This window comes from Alkalicoccus halolimnae, assembly GCF_008014775.2.
GTDB lineage: Bacteria > Bacillota > Bacilli > Bacillales > Salisediminibacteriaceae > Alkalicoccus > Alkalicoccus halolimnae.
Genome location: NZ_CP144914.1, coordinates 1,374,737 through 1,393,305, shown reverse-complemented (window position 1 = coordinate 1,393,305; position 18,569 = coordinate 1,374,737). Strand labels below are relative to the sequence as shown.

Here is an 18,569-nt window from a genome sequence, read left to right as displayed (position 1 = left end):
GGGATCGAAAATGAATCTTGAAACGAAAGCAAATGCAGAACCGGAAACGACGGTGCAGACAGGTGCTGATGTATTAGTCCAGGCTCTAGTGGAAGAAAATGTTGAAACTATTTTTGGCTACCCTGGTGGCGCAGTCCTTCCAATTTATGATGCTTTATACAGGTCAGAAGCTGATTTTCAGCATATCCTGACACGTCACGAGCAGGGAGCCATTCATGCTGCTGAAGGCTATGCAAGAGTAAGGAGAAAGCCTGGAGTTGTACTTGCTACTTCCGGTCCTGGAGCAACAAATCTGGTTACCGGCATCGCAGACGCAATGATGGATTCTCTGCCACTCGTAGTATTAACTGGTCAGGTAGCTACAACAGTTACTGGTACAGATGCTTTCCAGGAAGCAGATATTATGGGGATTACTACCCCAATAACAAAACACAACTATCAAGTACAGTCTGCTTATGAAATTCCTAAAATTATTAAAGAAGCATTTCATATAGCTTCTACAGGCAGACCCGGACCGGTAGTCGTTGATATACCGAAAGATATTTCGGCCAATCCATGCTTTGAAACCGACCGGTCTCCTTTCCATCTTCCGGGTTATAAGCCGACATTCAAACCGAACCCGCTGCAGATTAAAAAACTTTCAGAAGCACTTAAAAAAGCGGAAAAACCGCTGATTCTAACCGGTGCAGGAATTCTGCACGGGGGTGGTTCCGCCGACTTAAAAGAAATTGTTGAAACTTTTCAAATTCCCGTAACATCCACTCTCCTTGGTCTTGGAGCCTTTCCAGGAGACCACGAATTGTTTTTAGGAATGGCCGGGATGCATGGCACTTATACTTCCAATATGGCAATCACTGATTGTGACCTGCTGATTAATATCGGTGCCCGGTTTGATGACCGCTTAACTGGAAATCTGGAACATTTCGCGAAAAACGCTGTCGTAGCTCATATTGACATTGATCCCGCTGAAATCGGTAAAAACGTACCGACGGATATCCCGATCGTTTCTGATGCCGGGGCAGCATTAAAAGAATGGAAACGACAGCTGAAAGCAGGCCCGGAAAATCATCAGGCATGGCTCGACGAACTTCAGGAAAATAAGGTCGCCTACCCTTACTGGTTTAACCAGCCGCCAAAAGAAATGGTGGCTCAGTGGACTATTAAAAAGATTTACGAAGCGACCGGTGGTGAAGCAATTGTTACGACTGATGTCGGCCAGCACCAGATGTGGGCCGCCCAGTATTACAAATTTTCCAAACCGGATAAATGGGTAACTTCAGGGGGTCTCGGTACGATGGGCTTCGGCTTTCCGGCAGCGATCGGCTGCCAGCTCGCTCTCCCTGACGAGAAAGTAATTGCCTTAGTTGGAGATGGTGGTTTTCAAATGACTCTCCAGGAACTTTCCATGCTGCAGGAAAGACATCTGCCGGTGAAAATTGTCATTCTTAATAACCAGGCACTGGGTATGGTACGACAATGGCAGGAATCATTCTATGAGAAACGTTATTCCGAATCCATTGTTGCCTGCCAGCCTGATTTCGTAAAGCTGGCGGAAAGCTACAGTATCCGTGGAGTAAAAATTGAAACACAGGAAGATTTCGAGAAACAAATCGGAGAACTTCTTGATTACGAAGGTCCTGTACTGATCGATGCACGGGTCATGCAGCAGGAAAACGTCTTCCCTATGGTTTCGCCGGGAAAAGGAATTAATGACATGGTAGGAGTGAAACCACTATGAAACGAATCGTAACGCTCGTTGTGCAAAATCGAAGCGGAGTTTTAAACAGGGTAACCGGCTTAATGTTTAAACGACAGTTTAATATTGAAAGTATTTCCGTCGGCAGAACCGAAAAAGAAGGTATATCAAAAATGACGTTCGTCGTTGAAGTCGAAGATCATCGCAAGCTGGAACAGCTTACTAAACAGCTGAATAAACAGATTGATGTACTGAAAGTTACCGATCTTTCTGAAAAAGCAATCGTCGCCCGCGAGCTGGCTTTAATAAAAATAGTCAGTAACGCAGCAATAAGAAATGAAGTTCAGGGAATTATCGAACCGTTTAGAGCATCTATCATTGATGTCAGTAAAGATACTCTATCTGTTCAAGTAACAGGCAAGCCTGAAAAGATTGAAGCCTTAATCGATCTGCTCCGCCCTTACGGCATAAAAGATATTGCCCGTACCGGCCTGACTGCCTTCTCCAGAGGGCAGCAGCCGCAGGCAGCGGAGCTGAACCAGTATTCTTTACTCAAATAAGGCAGTGAAACTACTAAAAAACAAGTTGAGAGGATGAAGAATTATGACAAAAGTACTTTATAACCACAACATTGAGGAAGCAGTATTACAGGAGAAAAAAATCGCAGTAATCGGGTATGGTTCCCAGGGTCACGCCCACGCACTTAACCTGAAGGAAAGCGGCTTCGATGTCGTTGTCGGTCTTCGAAAAGGCAAATCGTGGGATAAAGCGGAAGAAGATGGTGTCGACGTTGCGCTTGTAGCCGATGCTGTGAAACAGGCAGACGTAGTTATGATTCTGCTTCCGGATGAGCACCAGCCGAAGATTTATAAAGAGCACATTGAACCGAACCTGGACTCCGGAAACGCACTCGTTTTCGCGCACGGATTTAATATTCATTTCAGCCAGATCGTGCCTCCTGAAGATGTTGATGTATTCCTGATTGCTCCGAAAGGACCCGGCCACCTTGTACGACGTACGTTTGAAGATGGAGCCGGTGTTCCTGCTCTTTATGGTATTTATCAGGATGCCACAGGCCAGGCAAAAGACATTGCTCTTGCCTATGCTAAAGGAATTGGCGGCGGTCGTGCCGGCATTCTTGAAACTTCCTTCCAGGAAGAAACAGAAACTGACCTTTTCGGTGAACAGGCAGTTTTATGCGGGGGCGTTACTAGTTTAATTAAGGCAGGTTTCGAAACGCTTACGGAAGCTGGTTATCAGCCGGAAGTTGCCTACTTTGAGTGTATGCATGAGATGAAGCTTATCGTTGATCTTCTATATGAAGGTGGCCTGGAAGGAATGCGTTACTCCATTTCCGACACTGCCCAGTGGGGAGATTTTGTATCCGGTCCGCGTGTCGTTGATGCCGATACGAAAGCACGCATGAAAGATATTTTAACCGACATCCAAAACGGTACATTTGCCCACGGATGGATTCTTGAAAACCAGGCAAATCGTCCGCAGTTTAACGCAATCAATGCCCGGGAAAATAAACATCAAATTGAAACGGTCGGCCGTGAACTCCGCGAATTAATGCCTTTTGTCAAGCAGTCTCAAAAGAAAAAGGATGTGGTCACCGATGGCACACGTTAAAATATTTGACACGACGCTGCGGGATGGCGAACAGTCTCCCGGCGTCAACTTGAACCGCCCGGAAAAGCTGGAAATCGCCAAGCAGCTGGAGCGATTCGGAGTCGATGTGATGGAAGCAGGATTTCCTGCTTCCTCACAGGGCGACTTTGAAAGTGTACGGGAAATCGCCAATACGATTAAAAATGTTTCTGTAACCGGACTTGCACGTGCTGTAAAATCCGACATTGATACCGCATGGGAAGCACTTAAAAACGGTACGGATCCAAGACTTCACGTTTTTATAGCCACCTCCCCTATTCACATGACTCATAAGCTGAAAAAAACACCTGAAGAAGTTATTGATAAAGCAGTGGAAATGGTCACATATGGCAGAACGATGTTTCCAAAAGTGGAATGGTCTGCTGAAGATGCTTCCCGTTCCGATCTTGAGTTTCTTGCCCGCATCATCGAAAAAGTCATCGATGCCGGAGCTACAGTTATTAATCTTCCGGATACTGTTGGGTACACCACCCCTTACGAATATGGACAAATGTTTAAGTACATTAAACAGAATGTTCCGAATATTGAAAACGTTGATTTGTCTGCCCATTGTCACGATGACTTGGGAATGGCAGTCGCCAATTCTATCTCTGCTATCGAAAACGGAGCGACTCAAATTGAAGGTACAATTAACGGAATTGGTGAACGCGCAGGAAACGCCGCATTAGAAGAACTTGCAGTTGCTTTGAAAATTCGTCAGGATTACTATGCACCGCACGAAACCAGACTTGTACTCAATGAAATAAAACGAACCAGTGACCTTGTAAGTAAGCTGACTGGTATGCAGGTACCGCGAAATAAAGCAGTTGTTGGTCAGAATGCGTTTGCCCACGAATCCGGAATCCATCAGGATGGAGTACTGAAGCATGCACAAACTTATGAAATCATTACTCCGGAGATGGTTGGTGTTAAGTCTAATTCTCTCGTCATGGGTAAACATTCCGGTAAGCACGCTTTTAAAGATAAGCTGAAACAAATCGGCTATGACCTTTCAGATGAAAAGGTTATGGAAGCTTTTACAGAGTTTAAAAAACTTACAGACAGTAAAAAAGAAGTGACGGATGACGATCTGTTTACTATTCTGACAGAAATTCAGACTCAGACAGCTGATGTAAAGAAATATATCTTAAGTGGATTTCAGGTGGAGTACGGTACTTCTTCCAATCAACCTACAGCTACAGTTCAGCTCACTAAGCCGGATCATACTGAAATTGAAAGCTCTGCAGCAGGAAAAGGTGCTGTTGAGGCATTGTTTAATACGCTTGATACGATGATTGAAGAAGATGTCCACCTTACCGATTTCAGTCTCAGTTCCATTGGCAGCGGGCGCGATGCTCTTGCTCAGTCAAATGTGAAATTAACGGTTAACGGAGTGGAGTTCAGCGGCAGAGGTTCGTCACAGGACGTGCTTGAAGCCGCAGTTAAAGCCTTCCTTAATGCTGTTAACCGCGGCTTTTACCATCAGGAACCGGTTAAAGCTCAAGGTGCTTCCTACTGATAGATATATTTGATGTCCCATCCCGGCAGCCGCTGGAGTTGAAAATTTGAGGAGGAACTGTAAATGAAAAAGCATATTGTATTACTTCCTGGAGATGGAATTGGTATGGAGGTTACATTGGCTGCCAAGGATGTCCTCGAAGCTGTAGCAGAAGAATTCGATCACACATTTACTTTTGAATCAAAAGACATTGGAGGATCTGCCATAAATAACCACGGCACTCCCCTTCCTGAAGAAACTACGTCTGCCTGCCGTAACGCTGACGCTGTTTTATTGGGAGCAGTCGGTGGACCGGAGTGGGATAATAACCCCTCCCACCTACGCCCGGAAAAGGGGCTTCTTGGAATCAGGAAGGAATTGAACCTTTTTGCAAATCTTCGTCCTGTTAAAGGTTTTTCCAACTTACTTCATGCTTCTCCTTTAAAGCGCGAAGTTGTTGAAGACAGTGATCTGCTGATTGTAAGAGAGCTTACAGGCGGTTTATACTTTGGGACTCCAAGCGAACGGAGAAACAACGGCCAGTCCGTAGTTGATACTCTCGCTTACGAGCGGCATGAGATTGAACGAATCGTTCGCCGGTCATTCGACGCCGCTATGCTGCGCAGAAAACACCTTACTTCTGTCGATAAAGCTAACGTTCTCGAATCAAGTAAAATGTGGCGGGAAGTTGTCGAAGAAATAAAGGAAGATTATCCCCAAGTTACCGTCGAGCATATGCTCGTTGATGCTGCTGCAATGAAACTGATAACTAATCCGGCACAATTTGATGTTCTCGTAACGGAAAATATGTTCGGCGACATTCTTTCAGATGAGGCTTCTGTTCTTACAGGATCGCTTGGCATGCTCCCTTCTGCAAGTATGAATGAAAAAGGTTTCGGCCTGTATGAACCAGTACATGGTTCCGCTCCGGATATTGCAGGTCAGGGCATCGCCAACCCGCTTGCTACTATCCTTTCCGCTGCCCTCATGCTCCGCCATTCTTTTCATATGGAACATGAAGCCCAGCGAATTGAATCAGCAGTAAATCAGGCACTTGAGCAGGGGTATCATACAAGTGACCTTCATATTCCAGGCGGAAGCCGGGTAGATACCGATAAAATGACTCACCTTGTCATAGACCTGTTAAAAGCAGATAGTACGACGGCAAACATCATGAGCTGCTATGTGTAATTCAAGGAGGGCTTCAAATGTCACAACCAAAAACGATAGTTGACAAAATCTGGGCTGATCATCTGGTTCATCAGGAAAATAATAAACCCGATCTTCTTTATATTGATCTGCACCTTATTCATGAGGTTACTTCCCCTCAAGCTTTCGAAGGTCTGCGGATGCAAAATCGGAAAGTCAGACGGCCCGATTTAACCTTTGCGACGATGGATCACAACGTTCCAACAATTGCGAGACATTTCATCAGTGACCCGGTATCCCGAAAGCAGATGGAAACACTCTATGATAACTGTCAGGAGTTCAATATTACTCTCGCAGATATCAATCATCCTGATCAGGGGATTGTTCATGTCATTGGTCCGGAACTCGGTTTAACGCAGCCGGGCAAAACAATTGTCTGCGGGGACAGCCACACCTCTACCCATGGTGCTTTCGGGGCGCTGGCTTTCGGAATCGGCACAAGTGAAGTGGAACATGTGCTTGCCACTCAGTCTATTTGGCAGACCCCTCCTAAAACGATGAACGTAAAAGTTAATGGCCGCCTCTCTCCTTCCATAACATCGAAAGATTTAATACTTGCTATTATAGGTAAATTTGGAGTAAGGTTCGGTACCGGGTATGTTCTGGAATACACGGGTGAAGCTATCCGTGATTTGACAATGGAAGAACGGATGACGATCTGTAATATGTCTATTGAAGCAGGAGCCAGAGCCGGACTTATCAGCCCCGACAAAACTACGTTCGATTATCTTGAAGGACGCCGCCATGTTCCACAAGGAGAAGCTTTCGATGAAGCGGTTGCCTACTGGAGTTCACTCGCAACTGATCCTGGAGCAGAGTATGATGCTGTAGTGGAAATTGATGCAGATGAAGTAGAGCCTCAGGTAACGTGGGGTATTAATCCTGGCATGTGCCTGCCTGTAAGTGGACAAATCCCGTCTCCGGAAGATGCCAAAAACGACGCTGAACAGGAAGAAATTGAGAGAGCACTTGAATATATGGGCCTGAAAGCCGGACAGCCTATCTCTTCCGTGGAAATACAGCATGTGTTTATCGGATCCTGCACCAATTCAAGATTAAGCGACTTGGAAAGAGCTTCCAAAATTATTGAGGGACGTAAAGTCCATCCAGGGGTGCGCGCCCTTGTCGTCCCCGGTTCGCAGACTGTAAAAAAAGCAGCGGAAGAAAAAGGACTGGATAAAATCTTCATTGAAGCAGGGTTTGAATGGCGTGAAGCAGGCTGCTCAATGTGTCTTGCCATGAACGATGATATTGTCCCTCCCGGTGAACGCTGCGCTTCCACTTCAAACCGGAACTTTGAAGGCAGACAGGGCAATGGTGCCCGCACCCACCTCGTTGCTCCCGAAATGGCAGCGGCGGCAGCTGTCGAAGGCCGCTTTGTAGATGTAAGAAACTTCTCCTCAACGCCGGTATAAATTGTAATCAGGGATGAATATAATTATTTCATGCCTCACTGCAAACAAATCAGTTCGGATCTTGTAACAAGATCTTACCTCAGGAAGAGGCTGCCCGTTCACAAATCCGATTTCTATCCGTCCGTGAATGCATAAAATAATATATAAGGGAAGGAGCTGTATAAATGGAACCTATCCGTCAGCATGAAGGGCTCGTTTACCCACTTAACCGTTCTAACGTAGACACAGACCAGATAATTCCTAAACAGTTTTTAAAACGTATAGAACGCCAGGGCTTTGGGCAGTTTTTATTCTATAACTGGCGTTTTAATGATAACGATGAACCACGGGAAGATTTTTCACTGAACGATAAACAGTATAAAGGAGCTTCCATACTTGTAGCCGGTGAAAATTTCGGGTGCGGCTCCTCCAGGGAACATGCTCCCTGGTCTTTACAGGACTTCGGATTCCGAGTCATTATTGCACCCAGTTTTGCTGATATTTTTTACAGCAACTGTTCAAAAAATGGTATTCTTCCGATACAGCTCGATGGAACGGAAGTTCAGGAGTTAATGAAAAAAGCCTCCCATGCCGGATATCGTCTGACAGCAGATCTTGAAACCCAGAAAGTGTATGATAACGATGGTTTTGAGGCTTCCTTCCAAATTACTTCTTATATGAGGGAAATGCTTTTAAACGGCTGGGATGAGATTTCGGTCACGTTAACCCAGGAAGATAAAATTACTGAATTCGAAGCAAAACGTTCATAATCGGAACTCCGCTCCTATGAAACCGTACATCGGTTGGAGCGGTTTTTTTCGTGAGTCTTCCCAATTCTGTTCTCAAAGCCTTCATAATAAGTTATAATTATTTGTTGGAACTCATGTACGGATATAATTTACAGAATAGAAAGGATTATCAGGCCTATGCAGGAAAAACCGAGAAAAACATTTGCAATTATTTCCCATCCGGACGCTGGTAAAACGACGCTCACTGAAAAGGTTCTCCTTCTAGGAGGAAGCATACGCAGCGCCGGAACCGTAAAAGGGAAAAAGTCCGGAAAATATGCAACTTCAGACTGGATGGAGATCGAAAAACAGCGCGGTATTTCAGTTACATCCAGTGTCATGCAGCTTCATTACGATGATACACAAATCAACATTCTCGACACACCTGGACACCAGGACTTTAGTGAAGATACGTACCGTACTTTAACAGCAGTAGATACAGCGGTAATGGTGATTGACTGTGTAAAAGGGATTGAAGCACAGACACTTAAATTATTCCGGGTCTGCCGAATGCGGGGAATTCCAATCCTCACTTTTATAAATAAGCTTGATCGTGAAGGTAAGGAACCGCTCGATCTGCTTGAAGAAATTGAAGAGACACTTGATATGGAAACCTATCCGATGAACTGGCCAATTGGAATGGGCAAACGTCTGAAAGGCATTTACAGCATGTCCGATAAAACAGTGGAAGTGTTTGATAGTGATCATGAAAGAAAAGTAATTCCATTTGAACAGGCTGACATGCTCGAGAATTATGAAAAACAGAACCTTCAGGAAGATATCTCCCTCCTCGAAGAAGCAGGCAATGAATTTTCCAGTAAAAAGGTTCAGGAAGGTCAGATGACCCCAGTATTTTTTGGGAGCGCCCTGGCTAATTTCGGAGTGCAGTCATTTCTTGATCAGTTCGTAGACCTTGCAGCTGATCCACAACCGAGGAAAGCTTCAGGTGAATTAATCCCGCCGGAGTCTCCTGATTTCAGCGGCTTTATTTTTAAAATTCAGGCCAACATGAACCCTAACCACCGGGATCGTATTGCTTTTCTTCGCGTCTGTTCCGGATCCTTTGACAGAGGGATGGAAGTTAAAATGTCCCGAACCGGCAAAAAATTGAAATTGAGCCAATCACATTCCTTCTTTGCCTCGGATCGTGAAACTGTGGAGTCTGCCAAGCCCGGAGACATTGTTGGTTTATACGATTCAGGCAGCTTCCAGGTCGGCGATACATTATGTACCGGTTCGAAATTAATTCAATACGAAGAAATGCCGCAGTTCCCTCCTGAGAAATTCGCAAAAGTCAGCGCAAAAAATGCCCTGAAACATAAGCAGTATCATAAAGGGATGCAGCAGCTTGTACAGGAAGGAACGATACAGCTCTATAAAACACCTTATTTTGAGGATTATATTATTGGTGCGGTTGGTGAGCTGCAGTTCCAGGTGTTTGAGTACCGTATGAAGAATGAGTACAATGTGGATATTGAGTTCCAGCACATGTCTCATGAGCTCGCCCGCTGGGTCACGAAAGGCTCAGTAGACGAAAGTATGACGGACAGCCGTAAAATGCTCGTGCTGGATCAGCAGAAGCGTCCGGTGCTGCTTTTTGAAAACGACTTTGCTCTGCGCTGGTTCAGGGATAAGCACACCGATATAGAGCTTGCAAGCGGGTGGGAAATTTTAGAGTAGGTTTGAAATTTTTCGAAAAATACACGTTCTATATTTCTGATAATTAATAAATGGCTTTCACTACTAAAAGTTATAACTGTAGCTTGCTCTAAGTATAAAAAAACACCGTGACATTATAACTTTGTCACGGTGTTTTTTTATCACCCAGTACGTAAACCATAACTTGGTTCATCAGCTGCTCCCCTTGCTTCCTCTGACTGAAATCTTTACTTTGTAACCGTTTCAAAAATGGCCGCTTTAGCATACTTTCTTTTTCCAGTTCCTCCGCATGTACGGCACACAGATGTTCTATGGACAATCCAGACCCGCTGCTGCACTTTCCCCTTCCCTTTGCAATCTTTACAGATATAAATTATAGCCACAGAAGGTCCCTCCTTCAGTCTTTTTATTAGTATACTTTATTTATCAGAATATTTCCACAAATTGATCGCATTCGCATTTCTTATTATTTTACGATACGATTAATACATCAATAATGGCTTTTTAAAGGAGAGGAAGACAGTTACTTTCTGGATAATTAGCGATGTTGCTGCTATTGAAGAAGGCTGCCTTGAAAATAAAGTAGATAACCGATAGACGTACGCTTTCGTTTCATGCGGGCGCAGGGCCGGCCTCAGCTAATTCCGTCCTCCCTTCCGTCGGGGGCGGAGTGGGGCTCGTCCTTCATCTCCCAGGAGTCGCCCTATGTCCTCTTCAGCTTACGGTAAAAAGACAGAGCGGGAGCTGACTTCTAAATAAAGAAACAGCCTGTAAATGATAAAGAGCAGGAATGATTCTTTTTTGCGTAAGAACCACAGGCTTAATCACAGCTTTAAGAAAAGGAGGAATGAACATGAGTGATATTTTTGATCAGTTAAAAGAAGTAGTAATGGCTATACTTCCTTTGGCAGTCGTGATTATAATTCTTCAATACACTTTAATCGGCCTGCCTCCTGATCTGTTTTTCCGCTTTATTGCTGGAGTTGTTATGGTTGGATTAGGGCTTTTTCTTTTTCTGGTTGGTGTACATATTGGTCTGCTCCCTATCGGTGAACTAATAGGTTCCACTCTTCCTAAAACAAACAAAATCTGGCTTATCTTGTCGGTTGGTTTTGTTCTTGGAGTTGTAGTTACAATCGCAGAACCCGATGTAAGAGTTCTCGCATCGCAGATTGACGATGTTTCCGGAGGGGAGATACCTAATCTTGTGCTCGTTTATTCGGTAGCTCTTGGTGTCGGCTTTTTTGTAATGACAGCTATGGCAAGAACTGTTTTCAACATTCCGTTAAAATGGCTGCTCGCAGGCGGGTACTCTATAGTAGGTCTGCTCGCACTTTTTACGCCCGCCACATTTATACCGATTTCTTTTGATGCCGGGGGCGTGACGACAGGACCGATGACCGTGCCTTTCATTCTGGCACTAGGAGTGGGAGTAGCATCCGTGCTTAGAGGAAAATCATCAACAAGTGACGGCTTCGGCCTCGTCGCGCTGGCTTCCATCGGTCCTATTCTTGCCGTTATGGTGCTGGGAGTGATATACGGATGATAATGGACTTGTTTGATGGGATAGGCCATGTGATATACGAAGTAGCTCTGGCAGTAATTCCTTTACTGATTTTCTTTCTTATTTTTCAAATTTTCTTTTTAGACCTGGATAAACAAAGACTAAAAAACATATTTGTTGGACTGATTTTTACATTTCTAGGGCTTGTACTTTTTCTCCAAGGTGTCGAAGTAGGTTTCTTTCCCGCGGGCGAAGCTATTGGGGAACTGCTCGGCCAGCGTGATAACACAATTATCCTTCTTCCCATCCTCGGTTTTATATTTGGCTTAGTAGCAACTTTTGCTGAACCGGCAATAAGAATACTTAACTATGAAGTAGAAAAAGTAACTGCTGGTTCGATATCAAAAAACGTAATGCTTCTTACGCTTTCTCTCGGAGTCGGGGTGTCTATTGCCCTGGCAATGATCAGAATAGTAATGGGATTTCCTCTTTGGTATTTAATCGTGCCAGGATATGCTCTTGCTTTTATTCTTGTATTTATTTCCAGCGATCGATTCGTTTCTATTGCTTTTGATGCTGGAGGGGTAGCTACCGGTCCTATGACGGTAACTTTCATTATGGCTATTGCGGTAGGTGTTGCGGAAGTAACAGAAGGAAGGGATCCTCTATTAGACGGCTTCGGAATGATTGCTCTTGTAGCATTGACCCCTATCCTCGCTGTGCTTATACTTGGTTTGTTATTTAAATGGAAGGAGCGGTCCAATACATGAGCATACTTCGCAAAGATCATAAATTACTCGTTACAATTGTAAAAAAAGGCCGTGCAAAAAAAGTAATGAAAGCGGCGAAAGATGCAGGATCTGAGGGTGGCACGATCATGCTCGGAACCGGAGTAGGCATTCACGAAAAAAAGCAGATATTCGGTATTGATGCCATTCATGAAAAAGAATTAATTCTAACTTTGATTCCGGAAGACATTCTGGCCGACGTTGTAAAAGAAGTTTCAGAAGCCGCCAAACTGAACGAGCCGGGGAAAGGTATAGGTTTTATAATAGATATAAAGAAAACCATCGGGATTTCTCATATGGAATATGAAGAAATTGAAAAGGAGGATCTGGATATGATGACAGATGACGTAACACATAAAGGGTTTGACTTAATTATTACTATAGTAAACAAGGGGGAATCCGGAAAAGTAATTGACGCTTCAAACCGCGGAGGTGCAGAGGGCGGCACCGTAATGAGCGGAAGAGGCAGCGGAATTCATGAAAAAGCAAAGTTGTTTTCTATCCAGATTGAACCGGAAAAAGACGTGGTTTTAACATTAATTAAACGCAGTCAGACGCGTGATGTTCTGAAAGCAATTGAAGAAGACGTGAAAATAAATGAGCCTGGTAAAGGTATTTCTTTCGTCCTTCCAGTCGAAGAAACCGTTGGTATTCACCACCTCCTCGAAGAAACCGAAACTAAAGAGTAGTAAGAAAAGCGGATTCGCTCGCCGGATCCGCTTTTATACGGCCCTTAATTTAATTTCTCTTAAAATCCCTGTGTGAAAACAGGCTGATTTTTATCTCAGGCTTCATTAGTAGTCGCAGTTTTTATATTAAAGGAAAACTTTTCTCCTGATCGGATTACTCCCTTAAAATTGATCAGGATTATTCAGTAAAAGGAGATCTCTTCTAATGTCTCTTCATCCATATTTTTTGATAACGCTTGCGATGCTTTTTTTCTCAGGTAATTTTATTGCAGGCAAAGCATTTGAAGGTATTATTGATCCAATAACTCTTGCATTTTTCCGGGCATTCTTAGGCAGCATTGTGCTTATTCCTCTCTGTTTCAAGGAAATTGTCAGGAATATGCCGCTCTGGAAACGTGAATGGAAAGCTTTAACGTCTCTGTCTTTGAGCGGTATTGTTCTATTTAATGTCTCTTTATATGCCGCTGTTAATTACACAAGCACGATTAATGCTTCCATAGTAGATGCACTTACACCTGCGGTTGCCGCAGTTCTTGGCTACATTTTGTTAAAAGAAAGACTCCATATCATGCAGAATTTCGGAGTGCTTTTTTCATTCCTCGGAGTACTATGGATAATTACGGAAGGACGTCCTGCTCTCCTGCTTCAATTATCTGTTAATATCGGCGATGTCATAATGTTTGCCGGGGTATGCTGCTGGGCAGTCTATTCTATCGTTATAAAACGGCACAGTTACAAATTTCCTCCTGTAGCAGGACTGACTGTAACAATGATAATTGGATGGTTAATGCTGCTCCCCTTTACACTCGCAGAAGTTTTTCTCATCGGTTTTCCAGCTCTTACGAGCTCTTCCGTAGCAGGTGGACTGCTTTATATAGGGATTTTCCCTTCTGCGATTGCTCTGCTCCTATGGTATAAGGGAGTAGGAGAAGTTGGTCCTTCGAAGGCCTCTGTATTTTTTAATTTAGTTCCTCTTTTTACTACATTGATGGCAGTAATTTTTTTAGGAGAAAATTTTACTGTCCATCAATTCTCAGGAGGGGCCGCCGTATTAATCGGAGTTTATTTTGCTGCAGGGCGTAAATATTAAACCTTCTATTTTGCTCGTTATTAAGTTAATGACAGTTTTACTGCTAAAGTGCCCTCCAGGAAGTGGTTCTGTCCATAATAAAAAGCGGGATGACGAAGAGTTTTCGTTATCCCGCTTTTTATTGGAAGTGATAGATGCTCTTATATTAATTTTTGAGAGCCTGCTTTTCCCATAAGCGTTCTGAGTAATCATACTTTGATACACACCTATAAATATTCATTAATCTGTCGAGTTCCTGACTGTACTGAATAGTTTCTGCAGAAGTATATCCATATTTGTTTGCTGTTATAACCATGAGATTTCTCTTATGTTCCATCTGCTTTATAAGCTCATTATTCCAACTCATATTCCCCTCACCTTTTTTCAATTTAGCTCTGTTCCTACTCGTTTTTGTTATGGACAACTTCGATTCCGGCATGCTTATTCCAAAAGCGGCAATCAGTTTCCGATTCGTTTTTATGAATAATACTAATAGAAGTTCTGCTTTTTATTAACGAACTTTCCATTCAGAAGACGTACCTCCAGGTGATATTTTGAAACGTCTGCGAAAGGCGCGAAGATCATCCCGGGCGCAAGGAGAGCCGCACGCTTTCTCTGCAGCAGGTGGGAGAGCACAGGCCCCTCCTCTTATTATTATTTAACTTTAAAACGCCTTACTAATTAAGCTTCTGCTGAAAATATACTATAGAAGAATCGACAAAGGATTATTTAATAAATGTATTATTAAGTAACATCCTACCATATTTTCCCGATTTCATCTACAATAATGCTTTGTTTTGAAATATTTTTTATTTATTCATGAACAGAAGTTTATTTTATGCTGGTTGTTATTAATATTTGCAAAATGCTGTTTGGGATCTCGTTTTTTAATTAATTTCTGTTAATTAATGAACATATGTAACGGCTCTTCCGCTGCAGCAGGAAAAGTTACTAACTTTATGCTCCATACCTAAAAAAGATCCCTGCCTGACAAATTGGCAGAGATCTTTTTAATTTGAATTATTCAACATCGGATACTAAAGATTATATAGCTTCCAGCTTTGCTAGTACTTCTTTTTTTACTTCCATAAGTTTTGAAGAAGCTTCTTCAGAAGTTTTTCCGTTCACTCCAAAATAACACTTAATTTTTGGTTCTGTTCCTGAAGGACGCAGGCAGTACCAGGAACCATCATTTAAAAATAATTTTAAAACGTTGGACTGGGGAAGGTCGATTTTTTCTTTATCTCTGCCATCCATAAAAGTTCTCGTTGAACGAAGATAATCTTCCACAAAGGTAACATTATCAGGGAGTTCCCCCTGTTCCACGCTATCGCGAAATACATTCATAATCCGCTGAATTTTTTCGGCTCCTTCTTTTCCTTTAAAAGTAAAAGAGGCCAGATCTTCATAAAAGAAACCGTATTTTTTATAAAGATTCTGAAGACCTTCGTAAAGAGTCATCCCTTTTGATTTGTAAAAGGCAGTCATTTCTGCAGCAAGGACCGCAGGCTGAATTGCATCTTTATCACGGGCAAACGGCTCAATTAAGTAACCGTAGCTTTCCTCATATCCGAATAGAAACGTATGGGCTTTTGTAGTTTCATACTCGCGGATTTTCTCCCCGATAAATTTGAATCCGGTTAATACATCGAGAGTACTCATTCCAAAGGATTCTGCAATTTCCCGTCCAAGTTCAGACGTTACAATTGTTTTAATTACGATTCCATTATCCGGAAGCTCCTGCTTCTCCTGTTTTTTTGTGAGAAGGTAATCCAAAAGCAGTGCTCCTGTCTGATTACCTGAGAGGACCGTAAATTCACCCTGATCATTTCGGACGACCAGTCCAATTCTATCGGCATCGGGATCTGTAGCTATCAAAAGATCGGCGTTTTTTTCATTTCCGAGCTTTACTGCCAGTTCAAAAGCGTCTGCTTCCTCCGGATTTGGGGAACGAACTGTTGAAAACTCCGTATCCGGCACTGCCTGTTCAGTTACAGTATGAACATTCGTAAACCCTGCATTTTTTAAGCTTCGCTGCATAGGAACAGTTGCAGTCCCGTGAAGAGGAGTAAAAACAATGGAAAGATTGCTCCCGTGCTCTTCTATCAGCTTTCTGTCGAGAGTAATACTTTCCATTTCCTTAATATAAGCCTCATCAATATCTTCAAGTACCCACTCCAGCAAGCCTTGCTTTTCGAGGTCATCAGCTTCAGCCGTTTTAACTTCCAGTTCATCTTCTACAGCATTCACTTTTTCGATCAGCCGGTCTGCATCTTCGGGAATAAGCTGGGCACCATCCTCTCCATAAGCTTTAAACCCATTATATTCCGGAGGATTATGACTTGCCGTAACCATAACCCCGGAAAAAGTTCCAAGCCTGCGAACCGCGTAGGAAAGCTCAGGTGTCGGGCGCAGTTCTTTAAATAAATAGGTTTTTACACCATTTGCCCCGAGAGTAAGAGCTGTTTCAAGAGAAAATTCTTTTGACATACGGCGGTTATCATAGGCGATAACCACCCCTTTTTTCTTCGCTTCTTCCCCTGCTTCTGCTATAAAGTCTGCGAGGCCCTGTGCTCCTTTACGAATAGTATAGATATTCATCCTGTTGGTGCCGGGACCTATTTCGCCGCGCATACCGCCTGTCCCAAATTCCAGCGTTTTATAAAAGCTGTCTTCCAGAAGGGATTCGTTCCCCTCGGACTTTTTAAGCTCCTCGGCAATGGACGCGTCTAGATTCAGTTTCGATTTCCACTTTTCGTATTGAGCTTTCCATTCCATATACACATCACCCTCCAGACATTGTCTTATACTTCAGTTATACCCATTTTTAATGCGTTAGTAAAGGTTGAATTGTTAATTTTTCTCTTTTGTAGCAACAGGGTTTTTAGCAAAGTAAATTTCTTCTTCCAACATAGTAATGTGTGAGTCAATCTCTGCAGAGGTCCAATTAAATCTTCCTGCCATGTATCTGATTACCCCATCCTTATATTTTTGAACGTAATCGATATCAAAGAAAAGAGCACTTGTCCGGCGGTTCAGAAAATCTATCGGAGAATAAACCATTTCTTCTTCAATTCCGTAAACAAGAGAAGCAAATACGCCGGGGGAAAGACCGTAATTTTTAGCCTCTTCACCTTGAGTTTCTAAAATTTCGAATACTCTCGTTACGTTCGAACCATATAAATTAGCCAGGTGTTCAGCTTCTTCTGCACTAAGACCAAGACTTACTCCTATTTCCGCGGCATTTTTAACAAAGGAAGTCAGTTTTTGTGAACCTCCAACTTCCCCTCCGGAAAGTTTAATCTTATGTGTCACGCATTTCTTTTTTATTCCCTCTTCCTTAACGATTCTGTCTATTATACGTTCTGCCATTTTTCGGTAACCCGTCAATTTTCCTCCTGCAATGGAGATAAGACCCGTTTCCGAGATGAACGTTTCATCTTTTCTGGATATTTCAGAAGCTTTCTTTCCTTCTTCATGGATTAATGGGCGGAGGCCGCTCCAGCTTGACTCTACATCTTCTCGGGTAATCTTTTGTGTCGTAAACATGTAATTGGCCGCCTTGATTAAATAATCCATGTCCGCTTCCGTCATTCTGGGTGTAGCAATGTCATCTACATAATGGGTGTCCGTCGTACCTATATATGCTTTTTTTCCTCTTGGAATAGCAAAGACCATCCGCCCGTCATCTTCCGTATCAAAATAAACGGCCTGTTTAAGCGGAAACTTGGACTGATCAACAACAATGTGAACACCTTTTGTTAAATATAAATATTTCCCCTGTTTGGACCCATCCTTTTCTCTCAGTTCATCGACCCAGGGACCTGCCGCATTTACTACATGTTTTGCACGGATATCGTGTGTTTCGCCTGTTCGTCTGTCAGTAATACGAGCACCAACCACTTTGCCGTTTTCATAAATCAAATGCTCTGCTTTCGCATAGTTTACAGCGGTGGCTCCACGGTAAACGGCTTCTTTTAAAGTTTCCAGCGTCAGACGTGCATCATCAGTTTTATATTCAACATAGTAACCGCCGCCTTTTAAGCTGTCATCGTCTCTGAGCAGCGGTTCTTTTTCAAGCGTCTGTTCTCTACTCAGCATTTGACGGCGCTCATGCTTATTTACACCGGCAAGCGTATCATAAACTTTGAGACCTACTGACGTAGCAGCTTTGCCGTATGTTCCTCCTTTTACAATAGGAAGCAGCATCCACTCCGGTTTGGTCACATGCGGAGCATTTTCATAAACAATTGCCCGTTCCTGTCCGGTTTCTTTTACAATTTTAAATTCCAGCTGTTTTAAATAGCGGAGCCCGCCATGGACAAGTTTTGTTGAACGGCTGGAAGTTCCGGCAGCAAAATCCTGCATCTCTACAAGTCCTGTTTTCAGACCTCTCGTTACCGCATCCAGCGCAATACCTGCTCCCGTTATCCCCCCTCCTATTACGAGGACATCCAGTTCAGTCTGGCTCATTTTCTTTAAGTATTTTTCTCTTTGTAGTGCCGAGAACGGTTTTGCCATAGTTAAACACCCTTTCATTACATTTAGAAGAATATGGAAATGAAGAAAAAAAGAGACCACAACATCGAAAGCCGGCTATTAAGCTTACTTTCATGCTGCGGTCT

At 43.2% G+C, this 18,569-nt stretch carries 15 protein-coding genes; 12 read left to right on the top strand and 3 right to left on the bottom strand.

The genetic code is table 11. The features are described 5' to 3' along the window. Window positions 1-10 precede the first annotated feature (10 nt). From ilvB to FTX54_RS06150, 12 genes are all read left to right on the top strand, one after another. Window positions 11-1,738 carry a biosynthetic-type acetolactate synthase large subunit gene (ilvB, locus tag FTX54_RS06205; RefSeq protein WP_147803089.1) on the top strand — a complete coding sequence of 576 codons (1,728 nt, stop codon included), beginning with the start codon at window positions 11-13 and terminating at the stop codon, window positions 1,736-1,738. Further along, a complete protein-coding gene (ilvN, locus tag FTX54_RS06200; RefSeq protein ID WP_147803090.1) occupies window positions 1,735-2,256 on the top strand; it encodes an acetolactate synthase small subunit in 522 nt (173 codons plus the stop codon). Before ilvB ends, ilvN begins: the two co-directional genes overlap by 4 nt. A 43-nt stretch (window positions 2,257-2,299) precedes the next feature. Beyond that, window positions 2,300-3,328, top strand: coding sequence for a ketol-acid reductoisomerase (ilvC, locus tag FTX54_RS06195; RefSeq protein WP_147803091.1), 1,029 nt, complete (start codon window positions 2,300-2,302; stop codon window positions 3,326-3,328). Then, complete coding sequence (locus FTX54_RS06190; protein ID WP_147803092.1) at window positions 3,315-4,865, top strand: 2-isopropylmalate synthase; 1,551 nt, start codon at window positions 3,315-3,317, stop codon at window positions 4,863-4,865. Before ilvC ends, FTX54_RS06190 begins: the two co-directional genes overlap by 14 nt. 63 nt (window positions 4,866-4,928) lie before the next feature. Then, window positions 4,929-6,035, top strand: coding sequence for a 3-isopropylmalate dehydrogenase (gene leuB / locus FTX54_RS06185; protein ID WP_147803093.1), 1,107 nt, complete (start codon window positions 4,929-4,931; stop codon window positions 6,033-6,035). Between the two features lie 17 nt (window positions 6,036-6,052). Continuing rightward, window positions 6,053-7,468, top strand: a complete 1,416-nt coding sequence (gene leuC / locus FTX54_RS06180; RefSeq protein WP_147803094.1) for a 3-isopropylmalate dehydratase large subunit — start codon at window positions 6,053-6,055, stop codon at window positions 7,466-7,468. A gap of 164 nt (window positions 7,469-7,632) precedes the next feature. Beyond that, entirely contained in the window at window positions 7,633-8,217 is a 585-nt protein-coding gene (leuD, locus tag FTX54_RS06175) for a 3-isopropylmalate dehydratase small subunit (RefSeq protein ID WP_147803095.1), read from the top strand. A 156-nt stretch (window positions 8,218-8,373) separates the two neighbouring features. Next, window positions 8,374-9,915, top strand: a complete 1,542-nt coding sequence (locus FTX54_RS06170) for a peptide chain release factor 3 (protein ID WP_147803096.1) — start codon at window positions 8,374-8,376, stop codon at window positions 9,913-9,915. Window positions 9,916-10,747: 832 nt separating this feature from the next. Beyond that, window positions 10,748-11,440, top strand: a complete 693-nt coding sequence (locus FTX54_RS06165) for a DUF1538 domain-containing protein (protein WP_147803097.1) — start codon at window positions 10,748-10,750, stop codon at window positions 11,438-11,440. Beyond that, window positions 11,437-12,168, top strand: a complete 732-nt coding sequence (locus FTX54_RS06160) for a DUF1538 domain-containing protein (protein ID WP_147803098.1) — start codon at window positions 11,437-11,439, stop codon at window positions 12,166-12,168. Before FTX54_RS06165 ends, FTX54_RS06160 begins: the two co-directional genes overlap by 4 nt. Beyond that, complete coding sequence (locus FTX54_RS06155; RefSeq protein WP_147803099.1) at window positions 12,165-12,875, top strand: P-II family nitrogen regulator; 711 nt, start codon at window positions 12,165-12,167, stop codon at window positions 12,873-12,875. Before FTX54_RS06160 ends, FTX54_RS06155 begins: the two co-directional genes overlap by 4 nt. Window positions 12,876-13,080: 205 nt before the next feature. After that, the gene (locus FTX54_RS06150; protein WP_147803100.1) at window positions 13,081-13,965 is read left to right on the top strand and encodes a DMT family transporter; all 885 of its coding nucleotides are present in this window, start codon (window positions 13,081-13,083) and stop codon (window positions 13,963-13,965) included. 145 nt (window positions 13,966-14,110) lie between these two features. On the opposite strand, the gene FTX54_RS06145 is transcribed toward FTX54_RS06150, so the two are convergent. From FTX54_RS06145 to FTX54_RS06135, 3 genes are all read right to left on the bottom strand, one after another. Continuing rightward, on the bottom strand, window positions 14,111-14,311 hold the full coding sequence (locus FTX54_RS06145) for an aspartyl-phosphate phosphatase Spo0E family protein (RefSeq protein ID WP_147803101.1): 201 nt from the start codon (window positions 14,309-14,311) through the stop codon (window positions 14,111-14,113). Between the two features lie 677 nt (window positions 14,312-14,988). Further along, the gene (locus FTX54_RS06140; RefSeq protein WP_147803102.1) at window positions 14,989-16,722 is read right to left on the bottom strand and encodes a phospho-sugar mutase; all 1,734 of its coding nucleotides are present in this window, start codon (window positions 16,720-16,722) and stop codon (window positions 14,989-14,991) included. 75 nt (window positions 16,723-16,797) lie between these two features. Then, window positions 16,798-18,465, bottom strand: coding sequence for a glycerol-3-phosphate dehydrogenase/oxidase (locus FTX54_RS06135; RefSeq protein WP_147803103.1), 1,668 nt, complete (start codon window positions 18,463-18,465; stop codon window positions 16,798-16,800). Between the last annotated feature and the right edge of the window lie 104 nt (window positions 18,466-18,569).

Excerpts from the sequence above, each read along its gene's own strand:
- ilvB (WP_147803089.1), top strand. The coding sequence starts at position 11 with ATGAATCTTGAAACGAAAGCAAATGCAGAACCGGAAACGACGGTGCAG.
- ilvN (WP_147803090.1), top strand. The coding sequence starts at position 1,735 with ATGAAACGAATCGTAACGCTCGTTGTGCAAAATCGAAGCGGAGTTTTA.
- ilvC (WP_147803091.1), top strand. The coding sequence starts at position 2,300 with ATGACAAAAGTACTTTATAACCACAACATTGAGGAAGCAGTATTACAG.
- FTX54_RS06190 (WP_147803092.1), top strand. The coding sequence starts at position 3,315 with ATGGCACACGTTAAAATATTTGACACGACGCTGCGGGATGGCGAACAG.
- leuB (WP_147803093.1), top strand. The coding sequence starts at position 4,929 with ATGAAAAAGCATATTGTATTACTTCCTGGAGATGGAATTGGTATGGAG.
- leuC (WP_147803094.1), top strand. The coding sequence starts at position 6,053 with ATGTCACAACCAAAAACGATAGTTGACAAAATCTGGGCTGATCATCTG.
- leuD (WP_147803095.1), top strand. The coding sequence starts at position 7,633 with ATGGAACCTATCCGTCAGCATGAAGGGCTCGTTTACCCACTTAACCGT.
- FTX54_RS06170 (WP_147803096.1), top strand. The coding sequence starts at position 8,374 with ATGCAGGAAAAACCGAGAAAAACATTTGCAATTATTTCCCATCCGGAC.
- FTX54_RS06165 (WP_147803097.1), top strand. The coding sequence starts at position 10,748 with ATGAGTGATATTTTTGATCAGTTAAAAGAAGTAGTAATGGCTATACTT.
- FTX54_RS06160 (WP_147803098.1), top strand. The coding sequence starts at position 11,437 with ATGATAATGGACTTGTTTGATGGGATAGGCCATGTGATATACGAAGTA.
- FTX54_RS06155 (WP_147803099.1), top strand. The coding sequence starts at position 12,165 with ATGAGCATACTTCGCAAAGATCATAAATTACTCGTTACAATTGTAAAA.
- FTX54_RS06150 (WP_147803100.1), top strand. The coding sequence starts at position 13,081 with ATGTCTCTTCATCCATATTTTTTGATAACGCTTGCGATGCTTTTTTTC.
- FTX54_RS06145 (WP_147803101.1), bottom strand. The coding sequence starts at position 14,311 with ATGAGTTGGAATAATGAGCTTATAAAGCAGATGGAACATAAGAGAAAT.
- FTX54_RS06140 (WP_147803102.1), bottom strand. The coding sequence starts at position 16,722 with ATGGAATGGAAAGCTCAATACGAAAAGTGGAAATCGAAACTGAATCTA.
- FTX54_RS06135 (WP_147803103.1), bottom strand. The coding sequence starts at position 18,465 with ATGGCAAAACCGTTCTCGGCACTACAAAGAGAAAAATACTTAAAGAAA.